The sequence below is a fragment of the Micromonospora sp. WMMC264 genome (assembly GCF_027497275.1).
GTDB classification, from domain to species: Bacteria; Actinomycetota; Actinomycetes; order Mycobacteriales; family Micromonosporaceae; genus Micromonospora; species Micromonospora chalcea.
Genome location: NZ_CP114907.1, coordinates 5,277,918 through 5,298,614, shown reverse-complemented (window position 1 = coordinate 5,298,614; position 20,697 = coordinate 5,277,918). Strand labels below are relative to the sequence as shown.

Sequence of the window (20,697 nt, the reverse complement as noted above, 5' to 3'; positions counted from 1 at the left end):
GGTCGCGGCGACGCCTGGTCCGCCGGACCGGTCTGGTCACCGGGCCGGCGCGGACGTGTCGACCACGTCCGGGTCGTCGCCCCGACATGGTAGGCAGCCCGGCTGGGTGCTCCCGGACACCGTGACCGGTGACGCGCGCCCCGCGCGGGTCAGGCCAGTCCGGCCCGGCGTCGCCGGTACTCGTCCTCGTCGATCTCGCCGCGGGCGTACCGCTCGTCGAGGATGCGCCGGGCCGCCGTCGGCCCGGACCGCTGCGGGCCGGTCCACCGCACGGCCAGCCAGAGGAGCCCTGCCAGCACCGCCAGCACCGCCAGGGACCAGATCCACATCCAGCCCATCATCGGGCTCTGCCACATCATCGGGCCGCCCTCCGTCCGTCACCGCGGGTCCGCCGGGGCCGGCCTGCCCGCCACTTCGACGGTACGGCCGCACGGGCGCGTCGGCGCGGGTCGATGTGCCCTGCTCGGAGGGGCGGAGGTCCCGTTCAGCCGCGCTTCATCAGGCGGCCGACGGCGGCCATCATCTCGGTCGCCATCTCGTCGGCCCGGCCCTCGGCGGCGCCCTCGTGCATGCAGTGCCGCGCGTGCCCGTCGAGCAGGCCGAGGCCGACCTTGTCCAGCGCCGCCTGGATGGCCGAGATCTGGGTCAGCACGTCGATGCAGTAACGGTCGTCCTCGACCATCTTCTCGATGCCACGGACCTGACCCTCGATCCGGCGGAGCCGGGCGAGGAGCTGGTCCTTGCTGGCGGTGTAGCCCCGGGTCGGGCTGGACGGAGCGGTCATGAGAACGAGGATAGCGTACCCCTCGGGGGTATGCTAACGTTCCGGCTGTACCCCCAGGGGGTATGAGATCGGAGGGCGACATGGAGAGCACCTACCAGGTGAGCGGTATGACCTGCGGCCACTGCGTCAACTCGGTGAGCACCGAGCTGAGCGCGCTTCCGGGCGTCACCGGCGTCCGGGTCGACCTGGCCACCGGCCGGGTCACCGTCACCAGTCAGAACCCGCTGGACACGGACACCGTCCGCGCGGCGGTCGACGAGGCCGGCTACGACCTCGTCGGTGCGTGACGGGTCCACGGGACCCGCAGAACCGAGGAGAAACCATGAACACGGCGACGAAGCTCAGCGGCTTCGCGCTCGGCCTCGTGGCGGTCTTCGGCGCGGCGTACGGGATCGGCAACCTGGCCGATCCCGTCGCCCCGGCCGCCGAGACCCGCCACGACGACAGCGGCAGCGACCACGGGACCGGCGACACCGGTCACGGTGACGAGAACGGCGCCGACGCGCACCTGCCCGGCGGGCTGCTCGTCTCCGAAGGCGGCTACACGCTCCAGCCCGCCACCGCGCCGGCCGGGCAGTTCGCCTTCCGGATCACCGGCCCGGACGGCACGCCGGTCACCCGCTTCGAGGTGGCCCACGACAAGCGCATGCACCTGATCGTCGCGCGCCGGGACCTGTCCGGCTTCCGGCACGTCCACCCGGAGATGGCCGGCGACGGCACCTGGCGGGTCGCCTCCCCGCTCGACGGCCCCGGGGTGTGGCGGGCGTTCGCCGACTTCACGCCCGAAGGCGGCGAGCCGTTGACCCTCGGCCTGGACGTCACGGTCCCCGGCGAGCTGGCCGCCCGGCCGCTGCCGGCGCCGGTGACCAGCACCACCGTCGACGGCTACACAGTCACGCTGACCGGCACGCCGGAGCCGGGCCGGACCAGCCGGCTCACGCTCTCCGTCAGCCGCGACGGGAGACCGGTCACCGACCTTCAGCCCTACCTCGGCGCGTACGGGCACCTGGTGGCGCTGCGGCAGGGCGACCTGGCGTACCTGCACGTGCACCCGGAGGGCACACCCGGCGACGGGCGCACCCCCGCCGGTCCGGCGATCACGTTCGCCGCCGAGGTGCCCTCGGCCGGGGCGTACCGTCTCTACCTGGACTTCCGGCACGGCGACGCGGTGCACACCGCCGAATTCACCGTCCTGGCCGGCGACCCGACCGCGCCGGTATCCACCACCGCACCGACCCCGGACGCCGGACACGGCACGCCGGGGCACGGGCACAGTTGAGCGCCGGAGGTGCCGCGATGACTGCCACGGGAAAGACGCTGCCCACCGCGCCGAACCTGATCGAACTGGCGATCGGCGGGATGACCTGCGCGTCCTGTGCCGCCCGGATCGAGAAGAAGCTCAACCGGATGGACGGCGTCGAGGCGACAGTGAACTACGCCACCGAGAAGGCCACCGTCCGGTACGCCGACGACATCGCGCCGGCCGACCTGATCGCCACCGTCGAGAAGACCGGTTACACCGCCGTGGTGCCGCCCCCGCCCGAGCAGGCGGCCGCAGCGGCCGGGGAGCCGGCGGACGAGCTGCGCGTCGCGCGTACCCGGCTCTGGGTCTCCGCCGTGCTCACGCTGCCGGTGATCGTGCTCGCCATGGTCCCGGCCTGGCAGTTCGACTACTGGCAGTGGGCCTCGCTCACGCTGGCCGCCCCCGTGGTGGTCTGGGGCGGGCTGCCGTTCCACCGCGCCGCGCTGGTCAACCTGCGGCACGGCGCGGCGACCATGGACACGCTCGTCTCGCTGGGCACGCTCGCCGCGTTCGGCTGGTCGCTCTGGGCGCTGTTCCTCGGCGACGCCGGCATGCCCGGGATGAAGCACCCGTTCAGCCTCGACATCACCCGGGGCGACGGCGCCGGCAACATCTACCTGGAGGCCGCCGCCGGGGTGACGGTGTTCATCCTGGCCGGGCGGTACTTCGAGGCCCGCTCCAAGCGCACCGCCGGGGCGGCGCTGCGCGCCCTGCTCGAACTCGGGGCCAAGGACGTCGCGGTGCTGCGCGGCGGCCAGGAGGTCCGGGTCCCGGTCGACCGGCTCGCGGTCGGCGACCGGTTCGTGGTCCGGCCCGGCGAGAAGATCGCCACCGACGGCGTGGTCGAGGAGGGCACCTCGGCCGTCGACGCCAGCATGCTCACCGGCGAGTCGGTGCCGGTGGAGGTGGGGACGGGCGACACCGTGACCGGCGCGACCGTGAACGCCGGTGGCCGGCTGGTCGTCCGGGCCACCCGGGTCGGCGGCGACACCCAGCTCGCCCAGATGGCACGGCTCGTGGAGCAGGCGCAGACCGGCAAGGCGGCGGTGCAGCGGCTCGCCGACCGGATCTCCGGCGTCTTCGTGCCGATCGTGATCGCGCTGGCCGCCGGCACGCTCGGCTGGTGGCTCGGCACCGGCTCCGGTACGACCGCCGCGTTCACCGCCGCGGTGGCCGTGCTGATCATCGCCTGCCCGTGCGCGCTCGGCCTGGCCACGCCGACCGCGCTGCTCGTCGGCACCGGACGCGGCGCGCAGCTCGGGGTGCTGATCAAGGGGCCGGAGATGCTGGAGTCCACCCGCCGGGTCGACACCGTGGTGCTGGACAAGACCGGCACCGTCACGACCGGCCGGATGGCGCTGGCCGAGGTGCTGCCCGCCGACGGCGAGGACGCCGGCGAACTGCTCCGGGTGGCCGGCGCGCTGGAGGCCGCCTCCGAGCACCCGATCGCGCGGGCCGTCGCCGAGGCCGCGGCCGAAGCCGGACCGCTGCCGCCGGTCGGCGGGTTCGCCAACGCCGAAGGGCTGGGCGTGACCGGCGCCGTGGACGGCCGGACCGTGGTGGTCGGCCGGGCACGGCTGCTGCGCGAGCGGGGTCTCGACGTACCCGAGGAGATCGCGCGGGCCGCGACCGGCGCGGAGGCCGCCGGCCGGACGGCGATCCTGGCCGGCTGGGACGGGCGGGCCCGGGGCGTGCTCGCGGTGGCCGACGCGGTGAAGCCGACCAGCCGGACGGCGGTCGCGCGGCTGCGCGAACTGGGGCTCACCCCGGTGCTGCTCACCGGCGACAACGCCACGGTGGCGAAGGCGGTGGCCGCCGAGGTCGGCATCGACGAGGTGATCGCGGAGGTGCTGCCCGCCGAGAAGGTCGCGGTGGTCGAGCGGCTGCAGGGCGAGGGCCGGGTGGTCGCGATGGTCGGCGACGGGGTCAACGACGCCGCCGCGCTGGCCCGGGCCGACCTCGGGCTGGCCATGGGCACCGGCACCGACGCGGCCATCGAGGCCGCCGACCTGACGCTGGTCCGGGGTGACCTGACCGCCGCCGCGGACGCCATCCGGCTCTCCCGGCGCACGCTGGCGATCATCAAGGGAAACCTGTTCTGGGCGTTCGCCTACAACGTCGCGGCGTTGCCGCTGGCGGCCGCCGGGCTGCTCAACCCGATGCTCGCCGGGGCGGCGATGGCCTTCTCGTCGGTCTTCGTGGTGGGCAACAGCCTGCGGCTGCGGCGCTTCCGCCCGATCGGGTGAGGGGATTGGGCGGGCGGTCGACGGGGTAACCAGTTGTCGTCAGGCAATCGCATCAGTGGAGGTCATCATGGGTCTCGACGACAAGATCGACAACACGTCGCAGGACGTGTCCGGCAAGGTCAAGGAGGGCGTCGGCCGCGCCACGGACAACGAGCGCCTGGAGGCCGAGGGCCGCAACGACCAGGCCGGCGCCAAGCTCAAGCAGGCCGCCGAGAAGATCAAGGACGCCTTCAAGAGCTGACGTACGCGACGCACACCCACCGGGTCGGCCCACGGGCCGGCCCGGCGTGCTGTCCGGGCGCGGATCAGCGCGGCCCGTCACCGGCCAGGCGGGCGGCGCGGGCCTGCAGGTACCGCCGTTCCGGCAGGCTCGTGGTGGCCCGGGCGGCGGCCAGGTACGCGGCCCGCGCGTCCGCCCGGTCCCCGGCCAGGTCGAGCAGATGCGCGCGGACAGCGGTGAGCCGGTGGTGGCCGGCGGTCCGGCCGTCGGCGTCGAGCGGCTCCAGCAGCGCGAGCCCGGCGCGCGGGCCGTCCACCATGGCCACCGCGACCGCCTGGTTCAGCGTGACCATCGGGTTCGGCGCGAGGTGGGCCAGCACCCGGTAGAGCGAGACGATCTGCGGCCAGTCGGTGGTCCCGGCGGTGGGCGCCTCCGCGTGCACCGCCGCGATGGCCGCCTGCACCTGGTACGGGCCCGGCGACGACCAGGTCAGCGCCTCGGTCACCAGCGCCACCCCCTCCTCGATCGCAGCCCGGTCCCACCGGCCGCGGTCCTGCTCGGCCAGCGGCACCAGCTCGCCGTCCGGCCCGGTACGCGCCGCCCGGTGCGCGTCGGTGAGCAGCATCAGCGCCAGCAGCCCGGCCACCTCGCCGTCGTCCGGGAGCAGCCGGCGCAGCTCGCGGGCCAGCCGGATCGCCTCGGCGGTCAGCTCCGCCCGGTGCAGCGCCTCGCCGCTCGACGCCGCGTACCCCTCGTTGAAGACCAGGTAGAGCACGCGCAGCACCGCGCCCAGCCGCTCGTCCCGGTCGGCCGGCGAGGGCAGCGTGAAACGCGCGCCGGCCGCCTCGATCCGCTGCTTCGCGCGCCGGATCCGCTGGCTCATGGTCGCCTCCGGCACCAGGTACGCGCGGGCGATCTCGGCGGTGCTCAACCCGCCCACCGCACGCAGCGTGAGCGCCACCTGCGCGCTGACCGGCAGCGCCGGATGACAGCAGAGGAACAGCAGCTTCAGCGTGTCGTCCCCGCCGGGCGGCTCCTCGTCGGCGGGCGGCGCGACAGTCGCGTACGCGGGCTGCCGGACCGCCACCGCGACCTCGCGTGCCCGGCGGGCGTGCTCACCGCGCCACTCGTCGGTGAGCCGGCGGGTGGCGACGGTGACCAGCCACGCTCGGGGATGGTCCGGCAGGCCCTGCTCCGGCCACTGGACGGCGGCAGCCAGCAGCGCCTCCTGGACCGCGTCCTCGCAGGCGTAGAACTGGCCGTGCCGGCGCACGAGCACGCCGAGGACCTGCGGCGCGAGCGTGCGCAGCAGGTCCTCGACCGCAGGTGAGGTCACATCTCCGTCCCGGCCTGCTCCATCACCGCGCGCACCTCCAGCACGCCGAAACCGTGCCGCACGTCCGGCCAGCGCGCGGCGATCTCGGCAGCCCGCTCCGGTGTCTCGCAGTCGACGGTCAGGTAGCCCGCGAACTGCTCCTTGCTCTCCACGAACGGCCCGTCGGTGATCTCGGTGCCGCCACCGGCGGCCGGACGGGCCGTACGGGCCTGCGACGGGTGCGCCAGCGCCTCACCGCCGACCAGCTCACCGGACTCGGACAGCTCCTTCATGATCTCGTCGACCTCGCCGAAGATCGCGTTGCGTTCCGCCTCGGACAGCTCCTCCACGAAGCCGGGCCGGTTCCAGATCAGCAGCATGTACTTCACCGTGCACTCCTCGGGTTCGGGCCACCGTCGGTGGCGCCTCGCAGACGGGTCGGAGCCGGTCCGCCCGAACCGACATCATCGGCCAGGAAGTCAGCGAGAACCGCGCACCGGGCGGCGTGCCGGGCGGCCCGGATCGAGCGAGGCGCGGTCGGCGGCGCTGGTGCCGGAGACCCAGCCCTGTTCGTCGCGCACCTGGAGCCGGTGCCGCGTGGTGCCGGGAAAGAGCTGGTCGACCCGCTCCCGGACGGCGTCCGAGCGGGCCGCGAGCACCGGCAGCAGGCGGTCGTCGTCGCTCTGTCCGGCCGCCGCCGCGCTGGCCTCCCGCAGCCGGTCGCCGATCCGCAGCGCGAACGCGTTGAGGAACGACTCGTCGTAGCCCTTGGTGCGCCGCCCGCCTGCCTGTCCGCGCTCGCGCCGTCCGCGCAGCATCGCGGCGGTGGCCTGCACCAGCAGCGAGGTGTGCAGCAACTCCACCGCCGCCAGGTCGGCCGGGAAGCCGAGCACTGTGGCGAAGCCCAGGTCGTCGGACCAGACCGACTCGCACCGGTTCGCCGCCGCCACCTCCTGGACCAGCAGCGCCTTCGCCGCCGCGTACGGGGCGTCGACCCCGATCCGGACGCCGCCCGGACCGCCGGAGCGCTCGGCGGCGGCGTCGAGCAGCGCCGCGTCGATGCTGTGCCGGGCCATCAACTCCTGCGCCTTGGCGGTGAACGCCTCCGCCTCGGCCGGGTAGGCGGTCGACTCGGCCTTGGCGAGCAGCGCGCGTACCCGGTCGAGCATCCGGGAACCGCTCGGCGTCGCGGCGGCGGGTGCGGTGCCCGCCGAGCCGGGCGGCGGCCGGAGCGCCGCGATCGGCGGCAGCCCCGCCACCAGGACGAGCGCGTCGACCGCGTCCCGCAACGTGGTGATCCGGTCGCCGTCGGCGCGCCGGTCCAGCCAGCCCGCGTCGTCGTCCCAGCGGGCGCCGGCCTCGGTGAGCTGCGCGTCGAACCAGTCCGGGACCGGGACCGGGAGGGTGAGTCGCTGCGCGGCCATGGCGTCGCGCAGCAGCCGGGCACCGCGCGGGGTGAGCCGCCGGACGGCGAGCCGATCCAGGTCGGCGGGCTGCCAGCCACGCGGCCAGAGCCGGCCCACGTCCCGCGTGAGCCGGGCGAGCAGCGCCGCGTCCACCGCCGCGCCGTCGGCCACCACCAGCCCGTCGAGGGCCCGCTCGGCGGCGCGTACGTCGGTGCCGCGCGCCGTCGCGACGGCGTCGTCGAGCAGTCGGTCGGCTGGTGACACGGGTGGCTCTCCCTGAACTCCGGCAGGCGGCCTCTCGCTCACCCCGGCACCGACGGTACCCGGCCGGCCCGTTCAACCGTCCGGGCCTGCCGTCCGTACTCCTGCCCGAGCGCGTGGGGGCGACGGACGGAGATCGACGTGGGCGGGTACGACCGAGGGCTGCACCGGCGACGGCGGAGGCCGCGATCACTGCGCATCCTGGCGGTGGTACTGGTCGGGGCCGCGCTCGCCGCCGGCGGATACGCCGCCCGGCACCCGGACCTGCTGGACCGCGTGGACGTGCGGCGGACCGTGCAGGCGGCGGCACCGACCCCGCCGGACGCGCGTCCCGCGCCGACGACGGTGCCGACGCCGGTCCCGGCGGCCGGGCGGGTGGTACCCGGCATCGTCTACCCGACCCGGGGCGGCGGCACCTTCCGCACCGCCGACACCGTCGGCGCGGTGGCCGGGCGCTCCGGCGAACTGCTGCGCTACCGGGTCGCCGTCGAGGACGGCATCCGCAACGTGGACGTGGAACGCTTCGCCAGTGAGGTGGCGGCGACGCTCGCCGACCGGCGGGGCTGGACCGGCGACGGCCGGTGGCGGCTGCAACGGGTGGGCCGCGACGACCGCGCCGACTTCACGGTGCTGCTCACCACGCCGGTGACCCGGGGGCGGCTCTGCGGCGACCCGAGCGACACCTACACGTCCTGCCGCAACGGCGACCGGGTGGTGATCAACGTGGCCCGCTGGGTGTACGGGGTGCCGCACGTGGCCGACCTCTCCCGCTACCGGGAGTACCTGCTCAACCACGAGGTCGGCCACCGGCTGGGCCGGGGACACGAGCTGTGCCCCCGGGCTGGCGGTCCGGCGCCGGTGATGGTGCAGCAGACGCTCGGGCTGCACGGGTGCACGCCGAACCCGTGGCCGATCGTGGGCGCCGAACCGCTCACCGGACCGCCCGGCCAGTACGACGACCCCGTCCCGGCCGGCGACCGCTGAACCGGCGGCGGGCCGTCAGCGGGAGAACGCGGCCCAGATGTTCTTGGTGGCGTCGGTGGCGTACCAGCCGACGTCGAGCGAGACCGACTGGGCCAGGAACAGTCCGCGCCCGCCCGAGTCGGTCGGGCTGATGTCGGTCAGCTCCGGCACCGAGCTGACGTCGTGGTCGGCGACGTCCAGCAGGAACCGGTCGTCGGTGGCGAGCAGCGTGACGATGGTCGGCGGCCGTCCGTGCCGCAGCGCGTTGCTGGCCAGCTCGGTGGCGACCAGCACGACCAGGTGCGGGACCTCGTCCAGGTCCTCGCCCTGCACCAGCCCGTGCCGGTTCAGCGCGTCCCGCAGCGAGGCGCGCAGACCGCGTAGATCCTCGGGACTGTCCAGCACCCATTGCTCCAGCTCAGTGGCCTCCGGCGGCGGAGGCGAGGTGCGCAACTGTCCCATGATCTGTCTTTACCCTGCGTAGCCGTTCGTTAAGCAGCTCACCGGCGCAGCAGCGCGAACACTCCCCACCCCAGGTACTCGCGCTGGAAACGGACGTATCGCAGCGGGTCCTCGGTCAGCTCCCGGCGCAGCTCCGGGGCCAGCTCGTCGTCCGGATTGGCGTCCAGCCAGCGACGCAGGTTCAGCCAGTGCGCCGCGGCGTACCGGTCCCAGCTGTCCTGGTCGGCGAGGACCATCTCGACCAGGTCCCAGCCGCACTCGCCGAAGAGCCGGACCAGACCGGGCAGGTCGCGGAACTCGTCCCGGGACCGGGCGTGCGACCCGGTGACGGCCTCCTCGTCCGGCGGGTCACGCCGCCAGTAGGGCTCCCCGACGAGCGCCATGCCGCCCGGCCGCAGCGCCCGGCCCAGCAGCTCCAGCGTGCCCGGCACCCCGTCGCCGATCCAGGTGGCGCCGACGCAGGCGGCCACGTCGACCGGCCGCTCCGGCGAGTACGCAGCCGCGTCGCCGTGCACGAAACGTACCCGGTCGGTGACGCCGAGTTCGGCGGCGCGTTCCCGGGCGGCGGCGGTGAAGGCGCTGCTGATGTCGACGCCGGTGCCGGTGATCCCGTGGTCGCGGGCCCAGGTGCAGAGCAGCTCGCCCTTGCCGCTGCACAGATCGAGCAGCTCGTCACCGGGGCGCAGCCGGATCGCGCGGCCCAGCGTGGCCAGCTTGACGTCGTCGAACGGGTTGAGGATCCGCAGGTCGCCCTCGCGGATGGTGAACTGGCGCGGCAGGTCCGGTGCTGTCATCCGGGGAGCGTCCCGCCGTACGGCCGGCGGTGGCAACCAATTTGCGTCTGTGCTGCTCCGGGTCTCCTGCGGTACGGTCACGGCATGGTGGTCGAGGAACACTGGTGGAACGGCGTCAGCAACCCTCGCGGACGGCGCGACGTCTACATCCGCACCGACGGAAGCCAGTGGCAGGTCCAGGCGCAGATCGGTGGGGCCAGCGGCCGGTCCCGTATCCAGCAGTGCCCGAGCCGCGGCTCGGCGAGCATCCTCGCCGGGGCGTGGCGGGCGAGCGGCTCCGGCTGGCGGGCGATGCCCCGCTGACCGCGCGCTCAGTCACGAGGCCCGTGCACCGTGCGATCGACGGGTGGCCCGGCGGCGTGAAACCGTCGTGAAACCGCGCTGATCCCGCCGGCCGCGACGGTTGCGGGCATGACGACGACGAATTTTCCCGGCGCGATGGTCGAGGTGTCCGGGCTGCGCAAGGCGTACCGGAGACAGGTCGTGCTCGACGGTGTCGACCTGCGCGTACCCGAGGCCACCGTGTTCGCCCTGCTCGGCCCGAACGGCGCCGGCAAGACCACCACCGTGCAGATCCTCTCCACACTGATCCGCGCCGACGCCGGCACCGTCCGGGTCGCCGGCCACGACGTGACCGCCGAACCGGATCGGGTACGCGCCGCGATCGGCGTGACCGGCCAGTTCTCCGCCGTCGACGCGCTGCTCACCGGCGCGGAGAACCTGCGGCTGATGACCGACCTGCGGCACCTCGGCCGGGTCGAGGGACGGCGGGTGGTGGACGACCTGCTGGCCCGCTTCGACCTGACCGAGGCGGCGGGCAAGCCGGTGGCGGCGTACTCGGGCGGGATGAAGCGCCGGCTGGACCTGGCGATGACGCTCGTCGGCCGCCCCCGGCTGATCTTCCTGGACGAGCCGACGGCCGGCCTGGACCCGCGTAGCCGCCGGGCCATGTGGCAGATCGTCCGGGAACTGGTGGCCGAGGGCGCCACCGTCTTCCTCACCACCCAGTACCTGGAGGAGGCCGACCACCTGGCCGACCGGGTCGCGCTGCTCGACGGCGGTCGCCTGGTCGCCGAGGGCAGCCCGGCCGAGCTGAAGCGGCTGGTGCCCGGCGGCCACGTACGCCTGCACTTCACCGACGCGGCGCACCTGGCCGCGGCGGCCGGGCTGTTCCCGGCGGCCACCCGGCACGACGACGACCTCACCCTGCGGGTGCCGGGCGACGGGAGCGTCAGCGGGGTACGGGCGCTGCTCGACCGGCTCGACGCCGCCGGTGTCGCTGTCGATTCGCTGAGCCTGCACACCCCCGATCTGGACGACGTCTTCCTGGCCCTCACCGGTCACCCCACCGAGGAGAAGGTGACCGCATGAGCACGCTCGCCCACACTGTTGGGGACTCGGCGACCATGCTGCGCCGCAACCTCAAGCACGCGGTGCGCTACCCATCCTTGACCGTCATGGTGATCGCCCTTCCGGTGATCTTTCTGCTGCTGTTCGTCTACGTCTTCGGCGGCACGCTCGGCAACGGACTCGGTGGTGTGGCCGGGGGCCGGTCCGCGTACGCCGACTACGTGACCCCCGGCATCCTGCTGCTCGCCATGGCCGGTGCGGCACAGGGCACCGCGATCGCCGTGGCCATGGACATGACCGAGGGCATCGTGGCCCGGTTCCGCACCATGTCCATCGCCCGCGCGGCGGTCCTCACCGGCCACGTCGTCGGCGCGGTGGCGCAGACGCTGCTCGGGCTGGCGGTGGTGGTCGGTGTGGCGCTGCTGGTCGGCTTCCGGCCGGACGCCGGTCCGGCGCAGTGGCTCGCCGCAGTCGGGCTGCTCACCCTCACCGCGTTCGCGATCACCTGGCTGTCGGTGGCGCTGGGCATGGTGCCCAAGAGCGTGGAAAGCGCCAGCAACCTGCCCATGCCGTTGCTGCTGCTGCCGTTCCTGGGCAGTGGGTTCGTGCCGACCGACTCGATGCCCGCGTGGCTCGGCTGGTTCGCCGAGCACCAGCCGTTCACCCCGATCATGGAGACGTTGCGCGGCCTGCTCCTGGCCGGCCAGGTCGACGGCGGCGACGCGGTCGCGGCGGTGGCCTGGTGCGCCGGGATCAGCCTGCTCGGCTACCTGTGGGCGCGCCGGCTGTACGACCGGGATCCGTCCCGCTGAGTTCCGCCACGGCGGCGAGCCGCAGCTCGTCGTGGTCGAGGGCGGCGTACGACGTGCGGGCCGCGTCGTACGCCGCCGCGTCCGCGTCGCGCGCCGCCCGGCGGGCCGCCGCCGAGGACATGGTGGGCTGGAAGTTGCGCAGGTAGCCGAAGCGTTCGGCGAGCGCGACCAGCCGGCCGCCGGCCGCCCGGTCGCCGCCCGACCGGCCCAGTTCCACCAGGCCGAGGGCCAGCAGCAGTGACCCGTGAATCGGTAGCTGCACGAGAAAGCCGGGCGGTTCGGCGATCGGGTCGGCCAGCAGCGCCACGCTCCGGCGGCGCAGCGAGTCGGCGAGCCCCGGCACCAGGTCCAGCCGGCCGTGCCGGGCGTGTGCGGCCAGGGCCGCCGCCCGGATCTCCAGGTGCCACGGCGCGTCGCCGGGCGGGCCGGACCAGATGAGCGGGTTCGACGGCCGCCGCAACCCGTCCAGCGCCTCCCGCCAACCGGCCAGCCCGGCCTCGACATCGCCCCGGGCCAGCGCGAACTCGGCCCTGATGCCGCGCTCGTACGCCCGCATGCCGTACTGGTCGTCCGGCACCGGCGGTGCGTCGTACCGGCTGTCGCAGGCGTCGGTGGTGGCCAGCCGCAGCCAGCGTTCCGCCTCGTCGACCTCGCCCAGCGCCAGGTTGACCAGCACCAGGCTCCAGCGGATCTGGAGGCGGTCCCACCACGGGCCGGAGTCGGCCAGCAGGTCCAGCGCGGCGGTGAGGTGATCCCGGGCCTCCGCCGAGCGTTCGGCCTGCATGCAGAGTTCACCGACCCGGGAGTGGGCGAGCACCAGCAGCCACCGCAGCGGCCGGTGCGCCAGCGTGTCGAGCATCCGCCGAGCGGCGTCGAGCGCGTCGTCAGGCCGCCCGGCCTGCTCCAGCAGATAGCTGGCCAGGGCGTTCGCCATCGCGGCGACAAGCGGTTCGCGGTGCGCACGCAGCGCGGTGAGCACGGCCGGGTCGGCGTCGATCTCGGGGAGCGCGCCCAGCACCACCGCCATCGCACCGGCGACCGTGTCCGGTGGGGGCGGCGGAAGGCGGCGCAGCACGACCAGCGAGCGGGTCGAGCGGCGCCCGGCGATCATCAGGGTGTGCGCCACGGCGAGCACGGCAACGGTGCGGACCGGTGCCACGAACTCCGGCGGCGGACGGTAGTGGGACAGCAGGAAGTCGGTGTCGGCTACCAGCGCGAGCATCCGGGTGTAGCTGGTGTCGAGCGTCCACACGGCGGCCAGCGCGGCGGCGACACCCGCTACTGTCGGTGCGTCGGACCGGGCCACTGCCAGGCGCAGCGCGGCGACCAGGTTGTCCTGCTCGGCGCGGACCGTCACGACGGCGGTGAACGGTTCGGCGCCGAGCAGCGCCTCGTGGTGCCCGAGGCCGAACTCGCGGGCCCAGGCGAGGTACGCCGCCAGCACCCGCTCGTCCTCGCCGGCCTCGGCGCGGCGGGCGGCGCCGAACTCCCGCACCGTCTCCAGCATCCGGAACCGGATCGCGTCCGCCGTCTCCTCCACCCGCAGCAGTGACTGGTCGACCAGGTGTTCCAGCACCGGCAGCGCGTCCCCGCCGAGTACCCGGTCCGCCGCAGCGGCGCTGAACCCGGCCGGGAACACCGACAGCGCCCGCAACGCCGCCCGGCCCTCCGGCCGCAGCAGGTTCCAGCTCCAGTCGACCACCGCGTGCAGCGTGTGGTGGCGCGCCGGCGCGTCCCGTGGGCCGCCGCGCAGCAGCCCGAACCGGTCGTCGAGCCGGCGGGCCAGCTCCGGCACGCTCATCGCCCGCACCCGGGCGGCGGCCAGCTCGATCGCCAGCGGCATCCCGTCCAGGTGCCGGCACACCTCGGCCACCTGGTCGGCGGGCAGCACCACGCCCGGCCGGGCGGCGCGGGCCCGCTGCGTGAACAGCTGCACCGCCGTGTCCAGCGGCAGTTCGGGCAGCGCGTGCACCGCCTCCGAGGCCAACCCCAGCGGGGTGCGGCTGGTCGTCAGCACCCGCAGCTCCCGGGTCGCCGCCAGCAGCGCCGCCACCAGCTCGGCGACGCCCCGGACCACCTGCTCGCAGTTGTCCAGCACCAGCAGCACCGACCCCGGTCCGAGCGCCGCCACGATCGCGGCGACCGGGTCGGCGGGCACCGGCAGTGCGCCGACCGGCCCGGCGACCGGCTCGCCGACCCCCAGCGCCGCCGCGAGGGCCTCGGGCACGTCGCCGTCGGTGGTGACCGCGCCGAGCGCCACCAGGCGTACGCTGCGCTGCGGCGCGCGCCGGGCCACCGCGTACGCGAGCCGGGTCTTGCCCAGCCCGCCCGGTCCGACGACGGAGACCACACGGGAGCCGGCGAGCAGGGACTCCACCGAGGCCAGGTCGCCGTCGCGGCCCAGCAGTGGGTTCGGCTCGTACGGGATGCCGGGCCGGGACACCCGGCTCTCGCCGTCGAGCAGTTCCCGGTGCAGCTCGCGCAGCGCGGCTCCCGGCTCGGCGCCCAGCTCGTCGCGGAGCGAGCGGCGGTAGTCCTCGTACCGCGTCAGCGCCGCCGACCGGCTCGTCACCGCTGCCTCGCACCGGAGCAGTTCGGCCAGCACCTCCTCGTCCTGCGGACCTCCGGCGGCCAGCGCGTCGAGACCGGCCAGTGCCTCCGCGGGCCGTCCGAGCCGGGACAACGCGAGCGCCCGCGCCCGGGACAGTTCCCGGTACGTGGCGGCCCGGTCCGCGCGCAACGCGGTGAGCGGATCGTGCTCGCCCGGGTCATCGCCGGGCGGACCGGCCCAGTACGCGAGTCCCGCCTCCGCCTCGGCGAGTGCGGGGGCGTGCGCACCCGCGCGGGCGTGCCGGGCCGCCGCCGCCGCGTGCCGCAGCACCGCCGCCGCGTCCACCTGCGCGTCGGTGAGCGCCAGCCGGTAACCGGTGGCGGTCCGGACGATCAGGTCGGCGCCCAGCTCGGCGCGGGCCCGGGAGACCAGGATCTGCAACGCCTTCACCGGATGCCGGGGCGGATCGTCCGGCCAGAGCGCGTCGACGAGCGCGCCGGTGCCGCAGCCGGACCCGAGCCGGCCGGCCAGCAGGGCCAGCAGCGCGCGCAGCCGGGCGCCGCCCACCGGCACACCTCGGCAGACCACGTCCGACAGCATGGTCAGTTCGGTGGTCACCGGGCCAGCGTAGGCGGCGGACCGGCCCGTCACGGTCCCCGCGCCGGGCGGTCCGTGAAGGCGGCGTGAAAAGTCCCGGCCCGCCCGTACCGGATCCGTCAAAGCCGTCGACCGTGCCCACCCGGCCCGGCTGGTATGGCCCGCGAGGGACGTACCGACGCGGGAGGCGGACATGGGACGAGAACGGGCGGACGGGTGCACCGGATTCCGGGTGGCCGCCGGCGCCGTCGTGGTGGTCGGCGCGGCGCTGGTGGCGGCCGGGGTGTTCACACCCGACGAGCGGCCCGGGCGGGTCCTGGTGATGGCGGGCGTCGTCGGGGCGTACGCCGCTGTGGTGGCCGATCTGCGCGCGGTCGCGGCGGTGGCCGCGCTGGGTGCGGCGGTCTTCGTCGGGTTCCTCGCCCACCGCTACGGCGAGCTGACCGGCCCGGGTGACGCCTGGTCCCAGGCCGTGCCGATCGGGTTCGCCGCGGTGCTCGGCACCGGCTACCGGCACCTCCGGTCGATCGGGGCCGAGGCCCGTCCGGTGACCCGGATCACCGCCCACGGAGGCGGCGTGAAAAGCGCGTCAAGAAACCGCCGTCGCGCGTGATGGTCGCGTCAAGACCCCTGTCGGTCCGGCGGATACGGCGTTGTGATTGCCCGGCGCGGCCGGGAGGCGGTCGCGAGGACATCTTCCGCTAGGAGAGATCAGCCGTGTCTGACGTGCTGTTCGTGTTGCTGACGGTGGGGCTGTTCGCGGCTCTCGCCCTCGTGGTGAGGGGCGTGGAGAAGCTGTGAGCGCCGTCAACGCCGTCGGCCTGGTGCTGGCGACCGGGTTGGGCGTGTTCCTGGTCGTCGCCCTGCTGTTCCCGGAGCGCTTCTGATGAGCATGACCACAGCCGGCGTGCTCTTCGTCCTGTCGCTGGTGGTGGCGCTGGTCGCCGTGCACCGGCCGTTCGGCGACCACATGTACCGCGTGGTGGCCGGAACCCGGTCGTCCCGGGTCGAGCGGGGGATCTACCGCCTGGTCGGGGTCGACCCGGCCGCCGAGCAGACCTGGGGCGTGTACGCCCGCTCGGTGCTGGCCTTCTCGGCCGTCTCCCTGCTGTTCCTGTACGCGTTCCAGCGGCTGCAGAATCACCTGTGGCTCTCGCTGGGCTTCGACCCGGTGGTGCCGCACGGCGCTTGGAACACGGCTGTGTCGTTCGTGACCAACACGAACTGGCAGTGGTACTCGGGTGAGTCGACGATGGGCCACCTGGTGCAGATGGCCGGCCTGGCGGTGCAGAACTTCGTCTCGGCCGCCGTCGGCATCGCCGTGGCGGTGGCGCTGGTCCGGGGCTTCGCCCGTAGCCGCACCGGCGAGCTGGGCAACTTCTGGGTCGACCTGACCCGGGTCACGCTGCGGATCCTGCTGCCGATCGCGGTGCTCGGCGCGCTCGCGCTGATGCTCGGCGGCGTGGTGCAGAACCTCTCCGGCGGCACCGACGTGACCACGCTGACCGGCGGCGCCCAGACCGTCACCGGCGGACCGGTGGCGAGCCAGGAGGTCATCAAGGAGCTGGGCACCAACGGCGGCGGCTTCTACAACGTCAACAGCTCCCACCCGTTCGAGAACCCGACCGCGTGGACGAACTGGCTGGAGATCTTCCTGATCCTGGTGATCCCGTTCAGCCTGCCCCGGGTCTTCGGCCGGATGGTGGGGCAGAAGCGGCAGGGCTACGCGATCGTCGCCGTGATGGCGATCCTGGCGCTCGCCAGCATCACCCTCACCAACGTCTTCGAGCTGACCGGCGACGGCACGGTGCCGCAGGCGGTCGGCGCGGCGATGGAGGGCAAGGAGGTGCGCTTCGACGTGTCGAACTCGGCCACGTTCGCGGCGGCCACCACGCTCACCTCGACCGGCGCGGTCAACTCGTTCCACGACTCGTACACCGCGCTGGGCGGCATGATGACGCTGGGCAACATGATGCTCGGCGAGGTCGCGCCCGGCGGCGTCGGCGCGGGCCTGTACGGGCTGCTGATCCTCGCGGTGATCACGGTGTTCGTGGCCGGGCTGATGGTCGGGCGCACCCCGGAGTACCTGGGCAAGAAGATCGGCTCGCGCGAGATCAAGTTCGCCTCGATGTACTTCCTGATCACCCCGGCGCTGGTGCTCACCGGCACCGCCGCAGCGTTCGCCACCGGCAACGCCTCGACAGCGCTGAACGTCGGGCCGCACGGGCTGTCCGAAGTGCTCTACGCGTTCACGTCGGCCAGCAACAACAACGGCTCCGCGTTCGCCGGCATCACCGTGAACACGCCGTGGTGGAACACCGCGCTCGGGCTCTGCATGCTGCTCGGCCGGTTCCTGCCGATCATCTTCGTGCTCGCGCTGGCCGGCTCGCTGGCCCGCCAGCAACCCACACCCGCCTCCGAGGGCACCCTGCCGACCCACCGGCCGCTGTTCGTCGGCATGGTCGTCGGCGTCACGGTGGTCCTCGTCGCGCTCACCTTCCTTCCCGCGCTCGCGCTCGGCCCGCTGGCCGAAGGGCTGTGACCACCATGAGAGACAAGGACATGACAGCACCTGTGCAGACCGCCGAAGCGCCGGTGGCAGGTACGCCGGGGCGCCGCGACGACCGGGTCGGCGGCGGGCTGCTCGACCCTCGCCAGCTGATCGCGTCGCTGCCGGACGCGCTGCGCAAGCTCGACCCGCGCACGCTGTGGCGCAACCCGGTGATGCTGATCGTGGAGATCGGCGCGCTGTTCACCACTGTGCTCGCGGTGACCGACCCGTCGGTGTTCGCCGTGGCGATCACGGTCTGGCTCTGGCTCACGGTGATCTTCGCGAACCTGGCCGAGGCGGTCGCCGAGGGGCGCGGCAAGGCGCAGGCCGACACGCTGCGCCGGGCCAAGCAGGACACCGTCGCCACCCGACTGGTCGGCTGGACTCCGGGCGCCGCCGCGAACGCGTACCGGGACGAGGCGGTGCCCGCGCCGCAACTGCGCCAGGGTGACGTCGTCCTGGTCGAGGCCGGGCAGGTCATTCCCGGTGACGGCGACGTGGTGGAGGGCATCGCCAGCGTCGACGAGTCGGCGATCACCGGCGAGTCCGCCCCGGTGATCCGGGAGTCCGGCGGCGACCGCAGCGCGGTCACCGGCGGCACCCGGGTGCTCTCCGACCGGATCGTCGTGCGGATCACCCAGAAGCCCGGCGAGAGCTTCATCGACCGGATGATCGCGCTGGTCGAGGGCGCCAACCGGCAGAAGACGCCGAACGAGATCGCGCTGAACATCCTGCTGGCCGCGCTGACGATCGTCTTCCTGCTCGCCGTCGTCACGCTCCAGCCCATGGCGATCTTCGCGAAGGGTTACCAGGCCGCCGCGCCGGACACCGCGGCGATCACCGACTCCGGCGTCACCGGCGTCGTACTCGTGTCGCTGCTGGTCTGTCTCATTCCGACCACCATCGGCGCGCTGCTGTCCGCTATCGGCATCGCCGGCATGGACCGGCTCGTGCAGCGCAACGTGCTGGCGATGAGCGGCCGGGCGGTCGAGGCGGCGGGCGACGTCAACACGCTGCTGCTGGACAAGACCGGCACGATCACGCTCGGCAACCGGCAGGCCGCCGAGTTCCTGCCGGTGACCGGGGTCGACGCGGCCACGCTCGCCGACGCGGCGCAGCTGTCCAGCCTGGCCGACGAGACCCCCGAGGGCCGCTCGGTGGTGGTGCTCGCGAAGAACGAGTACGGGCTGCGCGAGCGCGAGCCCGGCCTCATCCCGCACGCCACGTTCGTGCCGTTCACCGCGCAGACCCGGATGAGCGGCGTCGACCTCGACGCCGGCGGCGGCGTCCGGCACGTCCGCAAGGGCGCCGCCGCCGCGGTGATGAAGTGGGTACGCGACAACGGCGGTCACCCGACCGAACAGGTCGGTGAACTGGTCGACGCGATCAGCGGCACCGGCGGTACGCCGCTGGTGGTGGCCGAGCACGTGGCGGGCGAACCGGCCCGGGCGCTCGGCGTCATCCACCTCAAGGACGTGGTGAAGGCCGGCATGCGGGAACGCTTCGACGAGATGCGCCGGATGGGCATCCGCACCGTGATGATCACCGGCGACAACCCGCGTACCGCGAAGGCGATCGCCGACGAGGCGGGCGTGGACGACTTCCTCGCCGAGGCCACGCCGGAGGACAAGCTCGCCCTGATCAAGAAGGAGCAGGAGGGCGGCCGGCTCGTCGCGATGACCGGCGACGGCACGAACGACGCGCCCGCGCTGGCCCAGGCGGACGTCGGCGTGGCCATGAACACCGGCACGTCGGCGGCGAAGGAGGCCGGCAACATGGTCGACCTCGACTCCGACCCGACCAAGCTGATCGAGATCGTGGAGATCGGCAAGCAGTTGCTGATCACCCGGGGCGCGCTGACGACGTTCAGCATCGCCAACGACATCGCGAAGTACTTCGCGATCATCCCGGCCATGTTCGCCGGCATCTACCCGTCGCTGGACCGGCTGAACATCATGCGGCTGGCCAGCCCCGAGTCGGCGATCCTCTCCGCCGTCGTCTTCAACGCGATAGTCATCGTGGCGCTGATCCCGCTGGCCCTGCGCGGTGTGCGGTACCGCCCGGCCAGCGCTTCCGCGCTGCTGCGCCGCAACCTGTGGCTCTACGGCCTCGGCGGCATCGTGGTGCCGTTCGTCGGCATCAAGCTCATCGACCTGCTCGTCCAGTTCGTCCCGGGGATCTCGTGATGCGCCTTCCCAGTTGGCTCTCCCAGCACCTGGCCGCCCTGCGCGCGGTGCTCGTCTTCACCGTGCTGCTCGGCCTGCTCTACCCGCTCGCCCTGGTCGTCGCCGGCCGGCTCCCAGGCCTCGACGGCAGGGCCGACGGGTCACTGCTCACCGTCGACGGCCGTACCGTCGGCAGCTCGCTGATCGGCCAGTCGTTCACCGACGCGGACGGCAACCCGATCCCGCGCTACTTCCAGTCCCGCCCGTCGGCCGCCGGGGACGGCTACGACCCGACCGCCACCGCGGCCGGCAACCTCGGCCCGGAGAGCGTGGTGGACACGCTCTCCGCCGACCCCGCCGACTCCACGTCGAGCCTGCTCACCCAGGTCTGCGCCCGCAGCAAGGCGATCGGCGAACTGGACGGCGTGGACGGGCGGCGCCCGTACTGCACGCCGGACGGGGTGGGCGCGGTGCTCGCCGTGTTCCGCGCCGACGGACTCACCGGCCGGATCACCCGCGTGGTGAGCGTCAACCAGGCCGCGCCCGCGACGCCGTTCGTCACCACCTGGCAGGGCGTACCGGTGGAGGCGGCGCGGCCCGGTCACGACTACGTGGCCGAGGGCGGCATCGTCACCCCGGTCCGCGGGGACGCCCCGGCCCGGCCCGCCGTACCGGCCGACGCGGTCACCGCCAGCGGCAGCGGCCTCGACCCGCACATCTCCCCGGCGTACGCCCGGCTCCAGGTGGCCCGGGTGGCGCGGGAGCGCGGTGCGGACCCGGCGGCGGTACGGCGGCTGGTCGCCGAGCACACCACCGGCCGGGCGCTGGGCTTCATGGGCGAGCCGGGGGTGAACGTGCTGGAACTCAACCTCGCGCTGGACGAGGCGTTCCCGGCGCGCTGACGGAAGTGTTAAGAA

Annotated in this window: 21 protein-coding genes; 13 read left to right on the top strand and 8 right to left on the bottom strand. The window is 74.0% G+C overall.

What is annotated here, in order from left to right; all coding sequences use genetic code 11:
- Window positions 1-149 precede the first annotated feature (149 nt).
- Entirely contained in the window at window positions 150-359 is a 210-nt protein-coding gene (locus O7542_RS23215) for an SHOCT domain-containing protein (protein WP_043327065.1), read from the bottom strand.
- A 125-nt stretch (window positions 360-484) separates the two neighbouring features.
- Entirely contained in the window at window positions 485-784 is a 300-nt protein-coding gene (locus O7542_RS23210; RefSeq protein ID WP_013283780.1) for a metal-sensitive transcriptional regulator, read from the bottom strand.
- Window positions 785-864: 80 nt separating this feature from the next.
- Here O7542_RS23210 and O7542_RS23205 point away from each other — a divergent pair, with 80 nt between their 5' ends.
- The 4 genes from O7542_RS23205 to O7542_RS23190 all read left to right on the top strand — a co-directional run bounded on the left by O7542_RS23205 (window position 865) and on the right by O7542_RS23190 (window position 4,574).
- On the top strand, window positions 865-1,071 hold the full coding sequence (locus O7542_RS23205) for a heavy metal-associated domain-containing protein (RefSeq protein WP_281605204.1): 207 nt from the start codon (window positions 865-867) through the stop codon (window positions 1,069-1,071).
- 35 nt (window positions 1,072-1,106) lie between these two features.
- On the top strand, window positions 1,107-2,063 hold the full coding sequence (locus O7542_RS23200) for a hypothetical protein (RefSeq protein WP_043327063.1): 957 nt from the start codon (window positions 1,107-1,109) through the stop codon (window positions 2,061-2,063).
- Between the two features lie 17 nt (window positions 2,064-2,080).
- On the top strand, window positions 2,081-4,333 hold the full coding sequence (locus O7542_RS23195; RefSeq protein ID WP_281605203.1) for a heavy metal translocating P-type ATPase: 2,253 nt from the start codon (window positions 2,081-2,083) through the stop codon (window positions 4,331-4,333).
- Window positions 4,334-4,400: 67 nt separating this feature from the next.
- Window positions 4,401-4,574: a CsbD family protein gene (locus tag O7542_RS23190; protein ID WP_043330702.1), complete on the top strand. Its 174-nt coding sequence runs from the start codon at window positions 4,401-4,403 to the stop codon at window positions 4,572-4,574.
- A 64-nt stretch (window positions 4,575-4,638) separates the two neighbouring features.
- Here the strand turns inward: O7542_RS23190 and O7542_RS23185 are convergent, their stop codons facing one another.
- From O7542_RS23185 to O7542_RS23175, 3 genes are all read right to left on the bottom strand, one after another.
- Window positions 4,639-5,889 carry a sigma-70 family RNA polymerase sigma factor gene (locus O7542_RS23185; RefSeq protein ID WP_187692286.1) on the bottom strand — a complete coding sequence of 417 codons (1,251 nt, stop codon included), beginning with the start codon at window positions 5,887-5,889 and terminating at the stop codon, window positions 4,639-4,641.
- Window positions 5,886-6,248, bottom strand: a complete 363-nt coding sequence (locus O7542_RS23180; protein WP_205796229.1) for a YciI family protein — start codon at window positions 6,246-6,248, stop codon at window positions 5,886-5,888. The genes O7542_RS23185 and O7542_RS23180 overlap by 4 nt, the downstream gene beginning before the upstream one ends.
- A 99-nt stretch (window positions 6,249-6,347) precedes the next feature.
- Window positions 6,348-7,538: a DUF2786 domain-containing protein gene (locus O7542_RS23175; protein WP_281605202.1), complete on the bottom strand. Its 1,191-nt coding sequence runs from the start codon at window positions 7,536-7,538 to the stop codon at window positions 6,348-6,350.
- A 138-nt stretch (window positions 7,539-7,676) separates the two neighbouring features.
- On the opposite strand from O7542_RS23175, the gene O7542_RS23170 reads away from it, so the two are divergent.
- Window positions 7,677-8,519, top strand: coding sequence for a DUF3152 domain-containing protein (locus O7542_RS23170; protein WP_051611270.1), 843 nt, complete (start codon window positions 7,677-7,679; stop codon window positions 8,517-8,519).
- Between the two features lie 15 nt (window positions 8,520-8,534).
- On the opposite strand, the gene O7542_RS23165 is transcribed toward O7542_RS23170, so the two are convergent.
- Window positions 8,535-8,960 (bottom strand): ATP-binding protein, encoded by a 426-nt coding sequence (locus O7542_RS23165; protein ID WP_043327055.1) that lies wholly within the window; start codon window positions 8,958-8,960, stop codon window positions 8,535-8,537.
- Window positions 8,961-8,998: 38 nt separating this feature from the next.
- Window positions 8,999-9,754, bottom strand: coding sequence for a class I SAM-dependent methyltransferase (locus O7542_RS23160; RefSeq protein ID WP_281605201.1), 756 nt, complete (start codon window positions 9,752-9,754; stop codon window positions 8,999-9,001).
- A gap of 84 nt (window positions 9,755-9,838) precedes the next feature.
- On the opposite strand from O7542_RS23160, the gene O7542_RS23155 reads away from it, so the two are divergent.
- The 3 genes from O7542_RS23155 (at window position 9,839) to O7542_RS23145 (ending at window position 11,916) form a co-directional block, all read left to right on the top strand.
- On the top strand, window positions 9,839-10,057 hold the full coding sequence (locus O7542_RS23155) for a hypothetical protein (RefSeq protein ID WP_030503492.1): 219 nt from the start codon (window positions 9,839-9,841) through the stop codon (window positions 10,055-10,057).
- Window positions 10,058-10,165: 108 nt separating this feature from the next.
- On the top strand, window positions 10,166-11,125 hold the full coding sequence (locus O7542_RS23150; RefSeq protein WP_113972131.1) for an ATP-binding cassette domain-containing protein: 960 nt from the start codon (window positions 10,166-10,168) through the stop codon (window positions 11,123-11,125).
- Window positions 11,122-11,916, top strand: a complete 795-nt coding sequence (locus O7542_RS23145; RefSeq protein ID WP_104115864.1) for an ABC transporter permease — start codon at window positions 11,122-11,124, stop codon at window positions 11,914-11,916. Before O7542_RS23150 ends, O7542_RS23145 begins: the two co-directional genes overlap by 4 nt.
- Here O7542_RS23145 and O7542_RS23140 read toward each other — a convergent pair.
- Complete coding sequence (locus O7542_RS23140) at window positions 11,858-15,085, bottom strand: BTAD domain-containing putative transcriptional regulator (protein WP_281605200.1); 3,228 nt, start codon at window positions 15,083-15,085, stop codon at window positions 11,858-11,860. The genes O7542_RS23145 and O7542_RS23140 overlap by 59 nt on opposite strands.
- A 172-nt stretch (window positions 15,086-15,257) precedes the next feature.
- On the opposite strand from O7542_RS23140, the gene O7542_RS23135 reads away from it, so the two are divergent.
- From O7542_RS23135 to O7542_RS23115, 5 genes are all read left to right on the top strand, one after another.
- Window positions 15,258-15,677, top strand: a complete 420-nt coding sequence (locus tag O7542_RS23135) for a hypothetical protein (RefSeq protein WP_223201253.1) — start codon at window positions 15,258-15,260, stop codon at window positions 15,675-15,677.
- Window positions 15,678-15,861: 184 nt separating this feature from the next.
- A complete protein-coding gene (gene kdpF / locus O7542_RS23130; RefSeq protein ID WP_113972130.1) occupies window positions 15,862-15,951 on the top strand; it encodes a K(+)-transporting ATPase subunit F in 90 nt (29 codons plus the stop codon).
- Window positions 15,951-17,606 carry a potassium-transporting ATPase subunit KdpA gene (gene kdpA / locus O7542_RS23125; RefSeq protein WP_064448599.1) on the top strand — a complete coding sequence of 552 codons (1,656 nt, stop codon included), beginning with the start codon at window positions 15,951-15,953 and terminating at the stop codon, window positions 17,604-17,606. The genes kdpF and kdpA overlap by 1 nt, the downstream gene beginning before the upstream one ends.
- A 20-nt stretch (window positions 17,607-17,626) precedes the next feature.
- A complete protein-coding gene (gene kdpB, locus O7542_RS23120; protein ID WP_281605199.1) occupies window positions 17,627-19,801 on the top strand; it encodes a potassium-transporting ATPase subunit KdpB in 2,175 nt (724 codons plus the stop codon).
- Window positions 19,801-20,682 (top strand): potassium-transporting ATPase subunit C, encoded by an 882-nt coding sequence (locus tag O7542_RS23115; RefSeq protein ID WP_281605198.1) that lies wholly within the window; start codon window positions 19,801-19,803, stop codon window positions 20,680-20,682. Before kdpB ends, O7542_RS23115 begins: the two co-directional genes overlap by 1 nt.
- The last annotated feature ends 15 nt before the right edge of the window (window positions 20,683-20,697 follow it).